We start from the raw sequence: 14332 nt of genomic DNA on the forward strand, positions 1-14332 counted from the left end.
CCCGCCCGCCGAGGCTGAGGCAAACTACTACTGGCATCTCGCCGAGCAGGTCGCTGTCGCGGCCTGACTTAAACCAACTGGCCTCCATGAAACCCAGGGCGGTTCAGACCTCACCCAAGGCGGTCGACAACTGGTTTGAAAAAGCCGCCAAGGGCTTGAACAACTACCAGAAGTCCATGCTGCGCAAGCGCTGGGCGACCATGGAAGACCTGATGAGCTCGGGCGAGCGCAAGCAGCGCATCATGGCGGACATCATTCACGACTTTGGCGTGCGCCCGCGTTTGAACAACGATCGGGGCACGGCAATCCTGGTGGCCGCCTCCATCTACGACGCCTGCCACTACTACCGGCTGTTCCAGAACACCGGCTTTGGCCAGCATTGCGGCATCGTCACCTCGTTCGAGCCCAACCACAACGCCATCTCGCAAGAGCCCAAAGACAGCGACGAGCGCTACAAGTTCGACACCTACACGCAGCACGTGCTGAAGGCCGTTTCGGGAGGCGGATCGGGGAGCTTTCAAACCACCACGCAGTACGAAACCGAGATGAAGCGGCGCTTCATCGAAGAGCCAGCCAACCTGAAGCTGTTGATCGTGGTGAGCAAACTGCTGACGGGTTTTGATGCGCCCAGCTGCACCTACATCTATCTGGACAACGAGCTGCGCGATCACAACCTGTTCCAGGCCATCTGCCGCACCAACCGGCTCGATGGCGAAGACAAGGACTACGGCCATATCGTCGATTACAAGGAATCGCTGGAGAACGTGCAGAAGGCCCTGGCCGTGTACACCTCGGACGAGCTGGACACCGACAGCTGCGGCGAAGGCGCCGATCTGACGGTGAAGGACTGGCGCGAAGAGGGGCGCGCCAGACTGGACGCTGCCCGTGAGGCCCTGATCTACCTGTGTGCGCCCGTCAAACAGCCGCAGGGCATCGAGCAGCACATCCACTACTTCTGCGGCAGCGCGGGCGATGCCGCCGCACTGAACGACAACGAGCCACTGCGCATCGCCTTCTACAAGGCGGTGGCGGCCTATGTGCGCGCCTACGCCGACATGGCGCAAAATCTTGAAGAAGCCGGCTACAGCGCCGCGAAGATCGACGCCTTCGAGAAAGAGACCGCTTTCTACACCGAGCTGCGTGCCGCCATCAAGAACCATGCAGGCGAAGAGCTGGACACCAAGCCTTTCGAGGCTGACATGCGCCACCTCATCAACACCTACATCCAGGCCGACCCTGCAGATGTGCTGGGTGACCTGAGCTCGCTGTCGCTGACCGAACTGATCATCGAAACCGGCATCCACGATGCCATTGCCCGCAAGCTCAATGAGAAGGGCAAGTTGTCGAACAACGCCATTGCCGAAGGCATCATCAACAACGTCCGCAAGACCATCATCCGCGACCAGCTGACCGACCCCAAGTTCTACGAGCAGATGAGCAAGCTGCTGGAAGACCTGATCCAGCAAAAGCGCGATGACACCGAAAGCTATGCGCAGTTCCTGAAGAACGCTGAAGCGCTGGCCAAGCAACTGGGCGGCAGAAGTGAAGGCAGCAACCCACTGCCAGCGGCCCTGCAGGGCAACAAGGAGGCTGCGGTGCTCTACAACAACCTGCCTGGCGTGCTGATGGCGGCGGAGCTGTTCAACCACACGGCAGAACCCGCACCCGCGTATGGCGACGAATGCCTGAACCTGGCGCTGAGCCTCGACCGGGCCATCCGCGACAAGGCCCCCGCAGGCTGGAAGGGCGACCCGGCCCGCGAGGCTCAGGTGCTCAATGCCATCTTCCCGATCATGAAGAAGAACAAAGCCGCGACCTTGGCCATCTTCGAGATCATCAAGAACCAGCCGGGGTATTGACACGTGACGGCCGTGCACGAAGATGACATCGTACTGGGCGCATTGCGCATCAGCTTGGTCCGCAAGCGCGTGAAGAACGTGCACCTGACCGTGCATCCGCCAGAAGGGCGGGTGACGCTGGTGGCGCCCGAGAACACCCGCCCCGAGGTGGCCCGGGCCTATGCCATCTCCAAGCTGGCCTGGATACGCCAGCAACAAGCGACCTTGAAGACCCAGGCTCGTGAGACACCGCGCCAGTTCCGCGAGCGCGAGAGCCACGAGCTGTGGGGCCGTCGTCATCTGATGACGGTGCAAGAGACCGATGCCAAGCCCTGTGTGAAGCTCGACCACAAACGCATCACCCTCATGGTGCGGCCCGGCCACGACCAGGCCAAGCGTGCCGAGGTGATCCACGACTGGCACAAGGCCTTGTTGCATGGCCTGGTACCGCAACTGATCGCCAAATGGGAGCCCAAGCTGGGGGTGCGCGTGGAAGGCTACTTTTTGCAGCGAATGAAGACCAGGTGGGGCAGTTGCAACCACAGAGCGGGCAATGTCCGCCTGAACACTGAACTGGTGAAAAAGCCCAAAGACCTCGTGGAGTACGTGGTGGTGCACGAGATGCTGCATTTGCTGGAGCCGACGCACAACGATCGTTTCGTGGCCTTGCTGGATCGGCATTGGCCGCAATGGCGCGAAGCGCGCAAGGAGCTGAATGCGTTGCCACTGGGGTCTTAGCTGTGCAGCAGAGCACGGCTGTGGTGCACCGTGAGGTCCTCGGCTCCGGTCCGGATCGTGCCCACCACAGGCGGACGGATCCCCGCAGGACTCCCCCCCCCGCAGGAACGACAACAGCGTCTCGTTGAACCGCTGGGCGTGCGACACGTTCAAGCCGTGCGGTGCATGGCCGCGGCCCGGCGCCACCTCACCGTCTCGCGCCGTCCCTCTGCCCGCACACCCGCGCCAGGCTGTCGGCGAATTCAGCCTGGATCGCCTCGGTGTCGGGCAGCGCGCGCACATGCCAGCGGATCAGGCGCAGGTCGGCCGCGGCGGTGGCGCGGTCCTTCCGGGCGTCGGCGTCGATGCGGTCGGCCGCCTCGTGCGAGCGGTCGTCGAGCTCGATGGCGGCCAGCACCGTCGAGTCCAGCGTGCAGACGACGAAGTCGTAGCTCATGCGGGCGACCCGGTGTTCCCGCTCGTCGAAATCGGCGCCCCGCAGCTGGCCCAGCACGCGCGAGACCTGGACCTGGGCCAGGATCATGTGGGCGGGCAGCGCGGCCACCAGCCGGTGGTAGAGGATCTGCTCGGGGGTCGAGAGCAGCAGCCGGGGCGGCCCGGGCGGGGTGGACGCAGGCCCGGACCGGTCGTCCTCGGGCCGGGACAGAAAGAGCAGGGCCGCGCAGACCAGCAGGGCCGCGATGAGGCACAGGACCAGCAAGGTGTTCAAGGGACGGGGATCTCGATTCTTCTTCAGGGGAACGCCGGGCCCGGGGCCCGGCACGCGTGCGGCGTGCCGCTCAGGCCGGCTGCAGCGCTACGGCATCCACAGCGACCACAGCCGGGGGCCGAAGACCAGCAGGCCGACCACCACCGCGCCGGCACTGGCGATCAGCACGGCCCCGGCGGCCACGTCCTTGGCGTCGCGCGCCAGCGCATGCCACTCGGGCGAGGCGAGGTCGACGACCCGCTCGATCGCGGTGTTGAGCGCCTCGGCCACGATCACCAGCGTGATGGCCAGCGCAAGCACCACCCACTCGCGGCGATCGAGGCGCAGCCAGGCGCCCAGCGCGACGCAGCCGAGGGCGGCCGCGACGTGGAGGCGTGCATTGACCTCGCCGCGCAGCAGGACCACGACGCCACGCCACGCATGGCGCAAGGCGGCGGCCCGGGAAACGCAAGGCATGGGGACGGGCTCAGCGGGGGGTCGGGTGGTGCGGCAGCCGCCGCATCACCAGGCGGCCATGCCGACGAGGGCGACGCCGCGCGGCGTGGGGGCGACCACGACCTGGAAGGAGCGGGAACGGGTCGACAGCTCGCTGGCCAGGTAACCCAGCGCCGCGCCGGCCAGCACGTCCTTCCAGTGGTGCTGATCCGCCTCGACCCGGGCCACGCCGGTGAGGCCGGCCGCGGTGTACAGGGCCAGCCGCCAGGGGCCGCCGTAGCGCTTGTCGACGTAGCGGGCGGCGGCGAAGGCGATCGCGGTGTGGCCGGACGGGAAGCTGTCGTCGCCCGAACCGTCGGGGCGGGTCTCGTGGACCTGGCTCTTGATCAGCTCGGTGCTCAGGAAGGTGCCCCCGAGCGCCAGGCCGAGCTGCTTCAGGCCCTCGCCATCGTCCTCGGACCACGCGTGGCCCGCCGCGACGATCGGCAGGCCCACGGCCAGCAGGTCGGAGCCCGCTTTCCAGGCCGCGCGTGAATCGGCCATGGCGCTGCCGGCCCCCAGCAGGCAGGACAGGGCCACCGCGCCCAGGCGGGCCGAGGGGAAAGGACGGGACAGGAGGGCGTTGGAGAGCAGCATGCGGCGATGTTAGGCCGCCGCAGGCCGTCCGGCCGCCCGGGTCACGACGGTTTCAGCGCTCGCGGGCGTGATTCCTGGTGAATCGCGGCAATTCGACCACCAGCGCCGGGCCCTGGACCTTGACGCAGCACGACAGCCGCGACTGGGCCTGCAGGCCCCAGGCGGCGTCGAGCTGGTCCTCCTCCTCGTCATCGGCCGGGCGCACGTGTTCGGCGCCCTCGCGCAGGTAGACGTGGCAGGTGGCGCAGGCGCAGACCTTCTCGCAGGCGTGCTCGAGCTCGATGCCGTGGGACAGCATCTCGTCGAGCAGCTTGCGGCCGGACCGGGCCTCGAAGCTGACGCCGTCCGGGCAGAGGTCCGGGTGGGGCAGCACGGTGACCCGGGTGGTCGGCCGGACCGCCGCCGCCACACCGGCGCCGGAGGAAGGGGGGAGGGAGGTGAGGGTGCTCATCGTGGGCCCTGGGTGGACGGATCGGTCGGGGTTCAGGCGGCCATCTGCTCGATCGTGCGGCCCGACAGCGCCTCGCGCACCCGGGCATCCATGCGCCGGCCGGCAAACGGGGTGGTGACACGGTTGAGCTCGTCGGTGGCGTTGCGCAGGGTCTGGCACAGCGCCTTCTGCGCCTCCAGCGTCGTGCCTTCGCCCTCGGCGCACTGCTCGAGCGTGTCGGCCACGTCCTGCATCGCGCGCAGGACCTGGAACTGCTCCTTGCGGTCGAGCAGCTGCTCGCCATCCTCGTGCAGCGCGGCATCGGTGGCGTCCAGCAGGCGGCGGGCGTCGACCTCGGCCTCGCGCAGCATGCGGGCCGTCGCATCCACCTCGGCATGGCCGATGGCGTCCTTGAGCATGCCCGCCACCTGCTCGGTGGCCAGGCCGTAGCTGGGCTTGACCTCGACATGGGCCCGCGCGCCGGAGAGCTGCTCGAGCGCGCTCACGCTCAGCAGCCCGTCGGCGTCGATCTGGAAGGTCACGCGGATGCGGGCGGCGCCGGCCACCATCGGCGGGATGCCGCGCAGCGTGAAGCGCGCCAGCGAGCGGCACTCGCTGACCAGCTCCCGCTCGCCCTGCACCACGTGCAGGCTCATCGCGGTCTGGCCGTCCTTGAAGGTGGTGAAGTCCTGCGCGCGCGCGGTCGGCACCGTGCTGTTGCGCGGGATGATCTTCTCGACCAGCCCGCCCATGGTCTCCAGGCCCAGCGAGAGCGGATTGACGTCGAGCAGCAGCAGGCCGTCGCTGCCGCTGCGGTTGCCCGCCAGCTGGTCGGCCTGGATGGCCGCGCCCAGGGCGACGGCCTGGTCCGGGTCGATGCCGGTGTAGGGTTCGCGGCCGAACAGCCCGGCCACCGCCCGGCGCACCGCCAGCATGCGGGTCGAGCCGCCGACCATCACGACCCCGTCGACGTCGACCGGCTTGATCTTGGCGTCGCGCAGCGCCCGCTTGACCGGGCCGAGCGTGCGCTCGACCAGCGGGCGGGTCAGCTCGTCGTAGCGCTCCAGGCTCAGCTCGAGAGCCACCACGCTGCCGTCGGCGCGCGTGCAGCCCATCGTGACCACGGCCACGTCCGACAGCGCCTCCTTGGCCCGGCGGGCCGCGGCGAGCAGGGCGGCCATGTCGGCCGGGGACCAGCCCCCGGTGGCGTGCGAGAACCAGGCGGCCAGCGCATGGTCGAAGTCGTCGCCACCGAGCACCGGGTCGCCGGCCGTGGCGATGACCTCGAACACGCCGCGCTGCAGGCGCAGGATGCTGACGTCGAAGGTGCCGCCACCGAGGTCGTAGACCACGTAGACCCCTTCGCTGGCCGACTCCAGCCCGTAGGCGACCGCCGCGGCGGTCGGCTCGTTGAGCAGGCGCAGCACGTTCAGGCCGGCCTGGGCCGCGGCGTCCTTGGTGGCCTGGCGCTGGGCATCGTCGAAATAGGCCGGCACGGTGATGACCGCACCGACCAGCTCGCCACCCAGCGAGGCCTCGGCACGAAGCCGCAGCGACTTCAGCACCTGCGCGCCGATCTCGACCGGGCTCTTCAGGCCGGCCCGGGTGCGGATGCCGATGGCGCTGCCGCTCATCGCCTCGAGCTGGTAGGGCACGGTGTCGGTGGCCACGTCGTCGGGGCCGCGCCCGATCAGGCGCTTGGCCGAGGCGATGGTGTTGAGCGGGTCGCTCAGCGCATGGGCCCGCGCGTCGTCCCCGACGCTCAGGCTGCCGTCGACCGCGAAGTGCACGATGGACGGCAGCAGCAGCCGGCCCTGCTCGTCGGGCAGGACCGTGGGCAGGGCGCTGCGCACCGTGGCCACCAGCGAGTTCGTCGTGCCCAGGTCGATGCCCACGGCCAGACGATGCTGATGAGGGGCGGCGGCCAGGCCGGGTTCGGCGATCTGCAAGAGGGCCATGGAAGCTCCTGGGAGGCGGGGTTACACCGTGAAACTCTCGCCGCAGCCACAGGTGGCCGAGGCGTTGGGGTTGTTGAACTGGAAGCCCTCGTTGAGGCCTTCGCGCACCCAGTCGAGCTGGGTGCCGTCGATCATCGGCAGGCTGACGGCGTCGACCAGCACCTTGACGCCTTCGGTGTCGAAGCTGAGGTCCTCGGGCAGCACCGCGTCGGCGAACTCGAGCGCATAGGCATAACCGGAGCAGCCGCTGGTCTTGATGGCCACGCGCAGGCCCACGCCGCCGCCACGCTTGTCGAGCGCCTTGCGGATCTGGAGGGCGGCCTTGGGGGTCACGGAGATCGACATGGAGGGGCTCCTGTTGCGGCTCAGACCGAGAAGCTGCTGCCGCAGCCGCAGGTGCTGGCGGCGTTGGGGTTGCGGATGACGAAGCGGGCGCCGTCGAGCTTGTCCTCGTAGTCGATCTCGGCGCCCACCAGGTACTGCAGGCTCATCGCGTCGACCACGACCGTCAGGCTGTCGCGCACCACGCGCACGTCGTCCTCCTTCTTCTCGTCGTCGAAGGCGAAGCCGTACTGGAAGCCCGAGCAGCCGCCGCCGGTCACGAAGACCCGCAGCTGCAGGTTCGGGTCCCCTTCCTCGGCCAGCATCTCGGCGACCTTGGCGACCACCGCGTCGGTGATCTTCAGCGGATCCGTGCCGTCGGGCAGCACCGGCATCATCGGCGGGGCGCTCATCGTCGGGTCGGAGGTGGAGCAGGACGAACCGTGGGATTGGCAAGAGGACATGGGGATCTCCCGGAAGGCGTGAAGGGGAAGGGGGCTCAGGCCGAGGGGCTGCAGGCGGACTGCTCGAGCACCTCGGGGGTGTCGCCGTGGTGGCGCTGGCGGTAGTCGGACACCGCCGCCTTGATCGCGTCCTCGGCCAGGATGGAGCAGTGGATCTTCACCGGCGGCAGCGCGAGCTCCTCGGCGATGGCCGTGTTCTTGATGGCCAGGGCCTGCTCGAGCGTCTTGCCCTTGACCCACTCGGTCACCAGCGAGCTCGACGCGATGGCCGAGCCGCAGCCATAGGTCTTGAACCTGGCGTCCTCGATGACGCCGGTGCTCGGGTTGACGCGGATCTGCAGCTTCATCACGTCGCCGCAGGCCGGGGCGCCGACCATGCCGGTGCCCACTTCGTCGTCGCCGGCCTCGAAGCCGCCGACATTGCGCGGGTTCTCGTAGTGGTCGATGACCTTGTCGCTGTATGCCATGTTGAACTCCGTTGGGGATCGCTGGGATGGATCGATGGAAGCTGGTTCAGTGTTCGGCCCACTGCACGCTGGACAGGTCGATGCCGGCCACGTGCATGTCCCACAGCGGGCTGAGCGAGCGCAGGCGCTCGACCGTGCCGGTGACCGAGGCGATGGCGGCGTCGACGTCGGCCTCGGTGGTGAAGCGGCCGACCGAGAAGCGGATCGAGCTGTGGGCGACCTCGTCGGACAGGCCCAGCGCACGCAGCACGTAGCTGGGCTCGAGGCTGGCCGAGGTGCAGGCCGAGCCCGACGACACCGCCACGCTCTTCATGCCCATCAGCAGCGATTCGCCCTCGACGAACTGGAAGCTGATGTTCAGGTTGTGCGGCACGCGGTGCTCGAGGTGGCCGTTGACGCGCACCTCGGGGATGGCCTGCACGCCGGCGAGCAGGCGGTCGCGCAGCGCCAGGACCCGGGCGCCTTCGCTGGCCATGTGCTCGCGGGCCAGGCGGTAGGCCTCGCCCATGCCGGCGATCTGGTGCGTGGCCAGCGTGCCCGAGCGCATGCCGCGCTCGTGGCCGCCGCCGTGCATCTGCGCCTCGATGCGCACCCGCGGCTTGCGGCAGACGTAGAGCGCGCCGATGCCCTTGGGACCGTAGGTCTTGTGTGCCGACAGGCTCATCAGGTCGACCGGCAGCGTGGCCAGGTCGATCGCGACCTTGCCAGTGGCCTGGGCCGCGTCGACGTGGAAGAGGATGCCCTTGCTGCGGCACAGCGCGCCGATGGCCGGGATGTCCTGGATCACGCCGATCTCGTTGTTGACGTACATGACCGAGATCAGGATGGTGTCGGGGCGGATGGCCGCCTTCAGCACGTCCAGGTCGACCAGGCCGTCGTCGCGGACGTCGAGGTAGGTGACCTCGAAGCCCACCCGCTCGAGCTCGCGCATCGTGTCGAGCACCGCCTTGTGCTCGGTCTTGACGGTGATCAGGTGCCGGCCCTTGCCGGCATGGAACTGCGCCGCGCCCTTGATGGCGAGGTTGTTCGACTCGGTCGCCCCGGAGGTGAAGACGATCTCGCGCGGGTCGGCGCCGATCAGCGAGGCCACATGCTCACGGGCGATCTCGACGGCCTCTTCGGCGGCCCAGCCGTAGGCGTGACTGCGGGAGGCGGGGTTGCCGAAGTTCTCGTAGAGGTAGGGCACCATCACCTGGACCACCCTCGGGTCCACGGGCGTCGTGGCGGCGTAGTCCAGGTAGATCGGCTTGGCGGCGGCGAGATTCATGGAACGGCTCCGGCGGTCTGGGATTGGGCTCTCTACCGCACGGACCATGCCAATCCGGCAGGACTGCACAAATCCCAGCCGGTTCAATGACTTGGCTCATCCTGGCCGTCAGTCACCCCCATCGCGACATGGGTTTGATGTCCGACGACGGGTGTCAGATTTGTCGCAAGTTCGACGTGCCGCCGAGGCCGCCGCGCCAGCCGGCCCCGGGCGGACACTGGCACCGACCGTGCTTGGGCCCCGCACCGCCGAGCGCAACCCCGGGAACCGCGACATGAACCTCTTCACTGGCGAGAGCGCCGATGCCTTCTTCGGCGGCGAGGTGCCGCCCGCCGTGCGTGAACTGCTGCACCGGGCCGCCGAGACGGGTGCGCAGCAGCGCACGCCGCTGTTGTGGACGGCCCAGGCGCTGGCACCGACCTGCCTGGCCGTCTACTACACGCTCTACAAGCACCACGCCGGACGGCGCGAGTTCGAGCAGGCCGAGGAGGCCGCCCGGCGCGGCCTGAAGCAGGCCGCCGCCCAGGCCGGACTCGACGAGGACTGGAGCGCCGTGCAGCCCGATCCGCGCCGGGACTTCCTGCACGACGGCCCGGCGCGCTTCTGGCTCTTCACGCTCAAGGCGCTGGCCTTCATCCACCTGCGCAGCAGCCGGCCGGACGAGGCCCGGGCCCTGCTGCTGCAGATCGACCGCCTGGCCCCGCAGGCCCGGCTGGGCACCGACGTGACGGCGTCGCTGCTGGCCGGCGGCAGCCCGGGCACCGACCGTTCCTGAGCCGGAAGACCCACGCGGCGGCGCCCTACACTGCGCGCCATGGTCAGCCCCCGCCGCAGCCCCCCTCCGCCCCAGCCCCTGAAAGGCCGCCTCGCCCTGGAGACCCCGCTGGGGGCGGTGCTCAGCGACAAGCGCATCCGGCTGCTCGAGGCGATCGACCGCTGCGGCTCGCTCAACCGCGCCGCACCCGAGGTGCCGCTGTCGTACAAGGCGGCCTGGGACACGATGGACGCGATGAACAAGCTCGCCCCGGAACCGCTGGTGGTGCGCTGCACCGGCGGCTCGGGTGGCGGGGGCACGCAGCTGACCGACTACGCGCGCCAGCTGATCTCGCTGTACCGCGCGATGGAGAGCTCGCAGCAGGACGTGCTCGACCGGCTGCCCAGCGTGCCGGCCGAAGGTGACGCGCCGGCGCTGCGCACGCTGATCCGGCGCATGACGATGAAGACCAGCGCCCGCAACCAGTTCCCGGCCCACGTGACCGGGCTGGCCGACGGCGGGGGCATGGTCGAGGTCACGCTGCGCCTCGGCGAGGCGGAAGCACCCGGCGAGGCGATGGTGGCCGCCATCACGCCCGAGTCGGTCGAGGGCATGGCGCTGACGCTGGGCAGCGAGCTGTTCGTGCTGGTCAAGGCGCCCGCAGTGCAGGTCATGGCGGCGGCACCCCGGCGGGCCGCGGGGCGCAACGTGCTGACCGGCACGATCACCGCGCTGCGCCCGGGCAGCCACCACACCGGCGTGACCCTGGCCCTGCCCAGCGGCCACCTGCTGCAGGCCGTCGTGGACGACACCCAGGCCGGGCTGCTGGCACCGGGCCAGGCGGCCTGGGCCCTGTTCGACAGCGATCACCTCGTGCTGGTGACCTTCGGCTGAGGCGGCGGTCGCGGCGCCCCCCGGATGCGTTCAGGCCGGGCCACCCATCGGAAAGAGCAGCCGCAGCGCCCGGCCGCGCGCCTCGTCCCGCTCGGGGCGGGCCTGCGGGTGCAGCGCCAGGCGGTGGCGGTCGCGGTGTTCACCGCGGCTCAGGTCGACCTCGCGCACCACCTGGCCCTGCTCGATCACGCAGGCCAGGTCGGCCAGCTCGAGCACGTCGTCGACGTCGTGCGTGATCATCAGCATCGGGATCTGCCAGCGCTCGCGCACCTCGGCGAGCTCGCGGCGCAGGCTCTGGCGCAGCATCGGGTTGAGCGCGGCGAAGGGCTCGTCGAGCAGCAGCACGGCCGGCTCGCAGGCCAGCGCCCGCGCCAGCGCCACCCGCTGGCGTTGACCGCCCGACAGCGCCGCCGGCCGGGCACCGGCCAGCGCCTGCAGCTCGAAGGTCGCCAGCAGCTGGTCGACCCGCTCGGCCTCCTCGGGCCTCAGGCGCGGCTGCCACCAGGAGCGCAGGCCGAAGGCGACGTTCTGCCGCACCGTCAGGTGCGGGAACAGCGCGTAGTCCTGGAACAGATAGCCCACCGCCCGCCGCGACGCCGGCAGGTCGATGCGGGCGGCGGCGTCGAACAAGGTGCGCCCGCCGATGCGCACATGGCCGGCCGACGGCCGCAGCAGGCCGGCGATGGCCTGCAGCGTCAGCGACTTGCCGGCACCCGACGGCCCGAACAGCGCCACCACCGGCGCCTCGGTCTCGAAACGCACCGCCAGCTCGAAGCGCCGCGAGGCGTCGGCCACGCTCAGGCGCAGGTCCACGTCGATCATGTTGCCGCCCTCGTCCCGCGATCAGGGTTTGCCGAATCCGGCCTGGCCCAGCACGGCCTGGGCCGGGGGCGAGAGCAGGAAGGCCAGGAACTCGCCGGCGGCCGCCTTCTGGCGCCCTTCGGTGGTGATCGCGGCCGGATAACGCACCGGCGCATGGCCGTCGACCCGCATCACCGTGCGCACCTTGTCGGGCATCACCGCGGCGTCGGTCGAGTAGACGAAGCCGGCCTCGACCTCGCCTCGGGCCACGTAGTCGAGCACCTGGCGCACGCTGTCGGCGTGGACGAGACGGGGTTCGAGCACGGTCCACAGCTTCGCGGCCTCGAGCGACTGCTTCGTGTAGCGCCCGACCGGCACGGTCGCGAGCTTGCCCACGGCGATGCGCTGCACGGCCGGCCCGGTCAGGTCGGCCAGCGAGCGCAGTGCGACACCCCCCGCGGCCGGCGTGATCAGCACGACCTGGTTGGAGGCGATGTCGCGCCGCGACGCCGGCTCGAGCAGCTTCTGCTCGAGGCCGCGGGCCATCGTCTCCTCGTCGGCACTGATGAACAGGTCCACCGGCGCGCCCTGGGCGATCTGCTGGATCAGCACGCCCGAGGCCGCGAAGTTGAACTGCAGCTTCACGCCCGGCCGGGTCGCTTCGTAGCGGGCCCCCAGGTCCTTGAGCACATTGCTCAGGCTGGCGGCGGCCGACACCGTGAGCGACTGGGCCGAAGCGGCCAGGCCGGCACTGCACAGCAGCACGGCGGCCAGGACACGGGAGAAGGAGCGACGATGGATCATGGGAACCTCCACGGACAGGAAAAAAGGACTCAAGGCCGGCTGAACAGCCGGTTCGACAGCACCAGGACCGCGACCGACAGCACCGAGGTGACCAGCACCAGCACCAGGGCGACATCGTCCTGGCCGGCCTGCACCGAGTCGTAGATGGCCATCGACAGCGTCTGCGTCTGGCCGGGGATGGAGCCGGCCACCATCAGCGAGGCACCGAACTCGCCCATCGCCCGCGCGAAGGCCAGCAGCGTGCCGGCGAGGATGCCGGGGCCCGCCAGCGGCAGCGTCACGCGCAGGAAAACCGACCAGGGCGACTGGCGCAGCGTGCGCGCGGCCGCCTCGAGCGTGCGGTCGACGCCGGCAAACGCCGCGCTCGCCGACTTCAGCACCAGCGGCAGCGCCACGATGGCCGAGGCCACGACCGCGCCGTGCCAGCTGAAGACGATGCCGTAGTCGAAATGCTCGCGCAGCCAGCCGCCCAGCGGGCTGCGCCGGCCCGCCGCCAGCAGGATCAGGTAGCCGATCACCGTGGGCGGCAGCACCAGCGGCAGCATGCACAGCGCCTCCAGCAGCGTGCGCCCGGGCAGGCGGGTGCGCGCCACCACCCAGCCCAGCGCCACGCCGGCCAGCCAGGCGATCGCGGTGGCGACCCCGGCCACCTGCAGCGACAGCCACAGCGGCGACCAGTCCAGCGTCTGGAAGATTCGAAGCAGTTCGGACATCGCTGTATTTTGACCTATATAACGATTTGCAAAAAAACACCGAACCGGATCGCGCCCCCGTCGAGGGGCGGGACCGGGTCCGGCAGGGCGGATCAGGCGGCGACCGGCGGCGCGGCGGTGCCCGGCAGCGGGCCGGCGTGCACGGTCGCCGGCGCCTCGAAGCACAGGCCGTGGTCGCTGCAGACCGCACAGCTCGGGGCCTTGCAGATCAGGATCTGCTCGCGCTCGCACAGCTGCTTGTAGAGGAACTTCTTCCACTTCATCGCCTGCGTGTTGCGGGCGGCCAGCGCCGGGAACCAGTGGCCGATCAGCGCCGAGAGCTCGTCGCGCGAGGCCAGCTGCAGGTCCTGCCAGAGGTGGTTCTCGCCCAGGCAGGCCACCGCCATCGTCAGGGCCAGGTCCAGCCGCTCCTGCGGCAGGCCGGCACGCTCGTCCGCATGCTCCAGCAGCAGGCCCATGACGTCCTCGACCTCGTCGCCGCGGCGCTCGCGCTGCACGAGCACCGCGGTGGCCAGCCGCTCGAGGCGCGGTGGCGGGATCAGTCGCTGAGCCCCGCCCATGGTCAGACCGCCGCGGCTGCGTGGGTGTAGCACTTCTTCGGACAGATGCGTGCGCAGGCCGTGCAGCCGATGCACAGCTCCTGGTGGGCGATGGTCATCACCTTCTTCTCGTATTCCTCGTCCTCGTCGTCCTCGGAATCGATGTGGATGCGCTGACCGTCCTCGTCCAGGCCGATCAGCTCCAGCACGCCGCGGGGGCAGACCTTGAAGCAGCGGCCGCAGCCGATGCAGGTGTCCTCGTTGATGTTCTGGACGAAGGTGGGCGTCCAGCTCTCGCCCGAGGGCAGGGTGACTGAAAATTGGCTCATGCTTGACTCCTGTGGGCGGACCGACTCAGGCGGGCGTCGCGGCGGCCAGCTTCCTGCGGGCCTCCGTCAGGGCCACGTGGGCCTCGTAGGCCACGCGGGCCACCTCGGGAATGCGCTCCCAGCCGGTGGGCAGGTCCTCGCTGAGGTCATGCAGGTCCATCTTGGCCTGCGTGGCCTTGGCGTTGAGCTTCTTGACGTCGTTCTTCAGTGCGTCGATGTCGGACATGGGGGGACT

General features: G+C 69.7%; 19 protein-coding genes. 4 read left to right on the forward strand and 15 right to left on the reverse strand.

All coding sequences use genetic code 11. From position 1 onward, the window contains the following. Together C7444_RS14125 and C7444_RS14130 are read left to right on the forward strand one after the other, a co-directional pair. Positions 1-1859, forward strand: a 1859-nt coding sequence (locus tag C7444_RS14125; RefSeq protein ID WP_445683278.1) for a type I restriction enzyme subunit R domain-containing protein, incomplete at its 5' end; no start/stop codon positions are given. A gap of 12 nt (positions 1860-1871) precedes the next feature. Then, positions 1872-2576, forward strand: coding sequence for a M48 family metallopeptidase (locus tag C7444_RS14130; RefSeq protein WP_110401608.1), 705 nt, complete (start codon positions 1872-1874; stop codon positions 2574-2576). Between the two features lie 187 nt (positions 2577-2763). Here C7444_RS14130 and C7444_RS14135 read toward each other — a convergent pair whose 3' ends face one another. The 9 genes from C7444_RS14135 to C7444_RS14175 form a co-directional block, all read right to left on the reverse strand. Beyond that, entirely contained in the window at positions 2764-3285 is a 522-nt protein-coding gene (locus C7444_RS14135) for a DUF2726 domain-containing protein (protein WP_211317563.1), read from the reverse strand. A gap of 87 nt (positions 3286-3372) precedes the next feature. Continuing rightward, the gene (locus C7444_RS14140; protein WP_110401499.1) at positions 3373-3741 is read right to left on the reverse strand and encodes a diacylglycerol kinase family protein; all 369 of its coding nucleotides are present in this window, start codon (positions 3739-3741) and stop codon (positions 3373-3375) included. A 45-nt stretch (positions 3742-3786) separates the two neighbouring features. Next, positions 3787-4356, reverse strand: coding sequence for a phosphatase PAP2 family protein (locus tag C7444_RS14145; protein ID WP_110401500.1), 570 nt, complete (start codon positions 4354-4356; stop codon positions 3787-3789). 52 nt (positions 4357-4408) lie between these two features. Further along, positions 4409-4807, reverse strand: a complete 399-nt coding sequence (fdx, locus tag C7444_RS14150) for an ISC system 2Fe-2S type ferredoxin (RefSeq protein WP_110401501.1) — start codon at positions 4805-4807, stop codon at positions 4409-4411. Between the two features lie 32 nt (positions 4808-4839). Then, entirely contained in the window at positions 4840-6744 is a 1905-nt protein-coding gene (gene hscA, locus C7444_RS14155) for a Fe-S protein assembly chaperone HscA (protein ID WP_110401502.1), read from the reverse strand. Positions 6745-6765: 21 nt separating this feature from the next. Further along, a complete protein-coding gene (locus C7444_RS14160) occupies positions 6766-7089 on the reverse strand; it encodes a HesB/IscA family protein (protein WP_110401503.1) in 324 nt (107 codons plus the stop codon). A 20-nt stretch (positions 7090-7109) separates the two neighbouring features. Beyond that, entirely contained in the window at positions 7110-7463 is a 354-nt protein-coding gene (erpA, locus tag C7444_RS14165) for an iron-sulfur cluster insertion protein ErpA (protein WP_245909587.1), read from the reverse strand. Positions 7464-7564: 101 nt separating this feature from the next. Further along, complete coding sequence (gene iscU / locus C7444_RS14170; protein ID WP_110401505.1) at positions 7565-7996, reverse strand: Fe-S cluster assembly scaffold IscU; 432 nt, start codon at positions 7994-7996, stop codon at positions 7565-7567. Positions 7997-8042: 46 nt separating this feature from the next. Continuing rightward, entirely contained in the window at positions 8043-9263 is a 1221-nt protein-coding gene (locus C7444_RS14175; protein ID WP_110401506.1) for an IscS subfamily cysteine desulfurase, read from the reverse strand. 274 nt (positions 9264-9537) lie between these two features. On the opposite strand from C7444_RS14175, the gene C7444_RS14180 reads away from it, so the two are divergent. Together C7444_RS14180 and C7444_RS14185 are read left to right on the forward strand one after the other, a co-directional pair. Next, positions 9538-10038 carry a hypothetical protein gene (locus tag C7444_RS14180; protein WP_110401507.1) on the forward strand — a complete coding sequence of 167 codons (501 nt, stop codon included), beginning with the start codon at positions 9538-9540 and terminating at the stop codon, positions 10036-10038. A 39-nt stretch (positions 10039-10077) separates the two neighbouring features. Continuing rightward, positions 10078-10911 carry a TOBE domain-containing protein gene (locus C7444_RS14185; protein ID WP_110401508.1) on the forward strand — a complete coding sequence of 278 codons (834 nt, stop codon included), beginning with the start codon at positions 10078-10080 and terminating at the stop codon, positions 10909-10911. Positions 10912-10941: 30 nt separating this feature from the next. On the opposite strand, the gene C7444_RS14190 is transcribed toward C7444_RS14185, so the two are convergent. The 6 genes from C7444_RS14190 to C7444_RS14215 all read right to left on the reverse strand — a co-directional run bounded on the left by C7444_RS14190 (position 10942) and on the right by C7444_RS14215 (position 14323). Beyond that, complete coding sequence (locus C7444_RS14190) at positions 10942-11733, reverse strand: sulfate/molybdate ABC transporter ATP-binding protein (protein ID WP_110401509.1); 792 nt, start codon at positions 11731-11733, stop codon at positions 10942-10944. 21 nt (positions 11734-11754) lie between these two features. Further along, positions 11755-12516 (reverse strand): molybdate ABC transporter substrate-binding protein, encoded by a 762-nt coding sequence (modA, locus tag C7444_RS14195; RefSeq protein WP_110401510.1) that lies wholly within the window; start codon positions 12514-12516, stop codon positions 11755-11757. A 29-nt stretch (positions 12517-12545) separates the two neighbouring features. Next, positions 12546-13229 carry a molybdate ABC transporter permease subunit gene (gene modB, locus C7444_RS14200; protein WP_110401511.1) on the reverse strand — a complete coding sequence of 228 codons (684 nt, stop codon included), beginning with the start codon at positions 13227-13229 and terminating at the stop codon, positions 12546-12548. A 92-nt stretch (positions 13230-13321) separates the two neighbouring features. Further along, positions 13322-13789 (reverse strand): nitrogen fixation protein NifQ, encoded by a 468-nt coding sequence (locus tag C7444_RS14205; RefSeq protein WP_110401512.1) that lies wholly within the window; start codon positions 13787-13789, stop codon positions 13322-13324. Between the two features lie 2 nt (positions 13790-13791). Then, the gene (fdxB, locus tag C7444_RS14210) at positions 13792-14097 is read right to left on the reverse strand and encodes a ferredoxin III, nif-specific (RefSeq protein ID WP_110401513.1); all 306 of its coding nucleotides are present in this window, start codon (positions 14095-14097) and stop codon (positions 13792-13794) included. A 25-nt stretch (positions 14098-14122) separates the two neighbouring features. Next, on the reverse strand, positions 14123-14323 hold the full coding sequence (locus tag C7444_RS14215) for a CCE_0567 family metalloprotein (RefSeq protein WP_110401514.1): 201 nt from the start codon (positions 14321-14323) through the stop codon (positions 14123-14125). Between the last annotated feature and the right edge of the window lie 9 nt (positions 14324-14332).

Source organism: Sphaerotilus hippei, from assembly GCF_003201595.1.
GTDB classification, from domain to species: domain Bacteria; phylum Pseudomonadota; class Gammaproteobacteria; order Burkholderiales; family Burkholderiaceae_C; genus Sphaerotilus; species Sphaerotilus hippei.

Bases quoted from the DNA above. Each gene is read 5' to 3' on its own strand.
- C7444_RS14140 (WP_110401499.1), bottom strand. From the start codon at position 3,741: ATGCCTTGCGTTTCCCGGGCCGCCGCCTTGCGCCATGCGTGGCGTGGC.
- C7444_RS14145 (WP_110401500.1), bottom strand. From the start codon at position 4,356: ATGCTGCTCTCCAACGCCCTCCTGTCCCGTCCTTTCCCCTCGGCCCGC.
- fdx (WP_110401501.1), bottom strand. From the start codon at position 4,807: ATGAGCACCCTCACCTCCCTCCCCCCTTCCTCCGGCGCCGGTGTGGCG.
- hscA (WP_110401502.1), bottom strand. From the start codon at position 6,744: ATGGCCCTCTTGCAGATCGCCGAACCCGGCCTGGCCGCCGCCCCTCAT.
- C7444_RS14160 (WP_110401503.1), bottom strand. From the start codon at position 7,089: ATGTCGATCTCCGTGACCCCCAAGGCCGCCCTCCAGATCCGCAAGGCG.
- erpA (WP_245909587.1), bottom strand. From the start codon at position 7,463: ATGATGCCGGTGCTGCCCGACGGCACGGATCCGCTGAAGATCACCGAC.
- iscU (WP_110401505.1), bottom strand. From the start codon at position 7,996: ATGGCATACAGCGACAAGGTCATCGACCACTACGAGAACCCGCGCAAT.
- C7444_RS14175 (WP_110401506.1), bottom strand. From the start codon at position 9,263: ATGAATCTCGCCGCCGCCAAGCCGATCTACCTGGACTACGCCGCCACG.
- C7444_RS14180 (WP_110401507.1), top strand. From the start codon at position 9,538: ATGAACCTCTTCACTGGCGAGAGCGCCGATGCCTTCTTCGGCGGCGAG.
- C7444_RS14185 (WP_110401508.1), top strand. From the start codon at position 10,078: ATGGTCAGCCCCCGCCGCAGCCCCCCTCCGCCCCAGCCCCTGAAAGGC.
- C7444_RS14190 (WP_110401509.1), bottom strand. From the start codon at position 11,733: ATGATCGACGTGGACCTGCGCCTGAGCGTGGCCGACGCCTCGCGGCGC.
- modA (WP_110401510.1), bottom strand. From the start codon at position 12,516: ATGATCCATCGTCGCTCCTTCTCCCGTGTCCTGGCCGCCGTGCTGCTG.
- modB (WP_110401511.1), bottom strand. From the start codon at position 13,229: ATGTCCGAACTGCTTCGAATCTTCCAGACGCTGGACTGGTCGCCGCTG.
- C7444_RS14205 (WP_110401512.1), bottom strand. From the start codon at position 13,789: ATGGGCGGGGCTCAGCGACTGATCCCGCCACCGCGCCTCGAGCGGCTG.
- fdxB (WP_110401513.1), bottom strand. From the start codon at position 14,097: ATGAGCCAATTTTCAGTCACCCTGCCCTCGGGCGAGAGCTGGACGCCC.
- C7444_RS14215 (WP_110401514.1), bottom strand. From the start codon at position 14,323: ATGTCCGACATCGACGCACTGAAGAACGACGTCAAGAAGCTCAACGCC.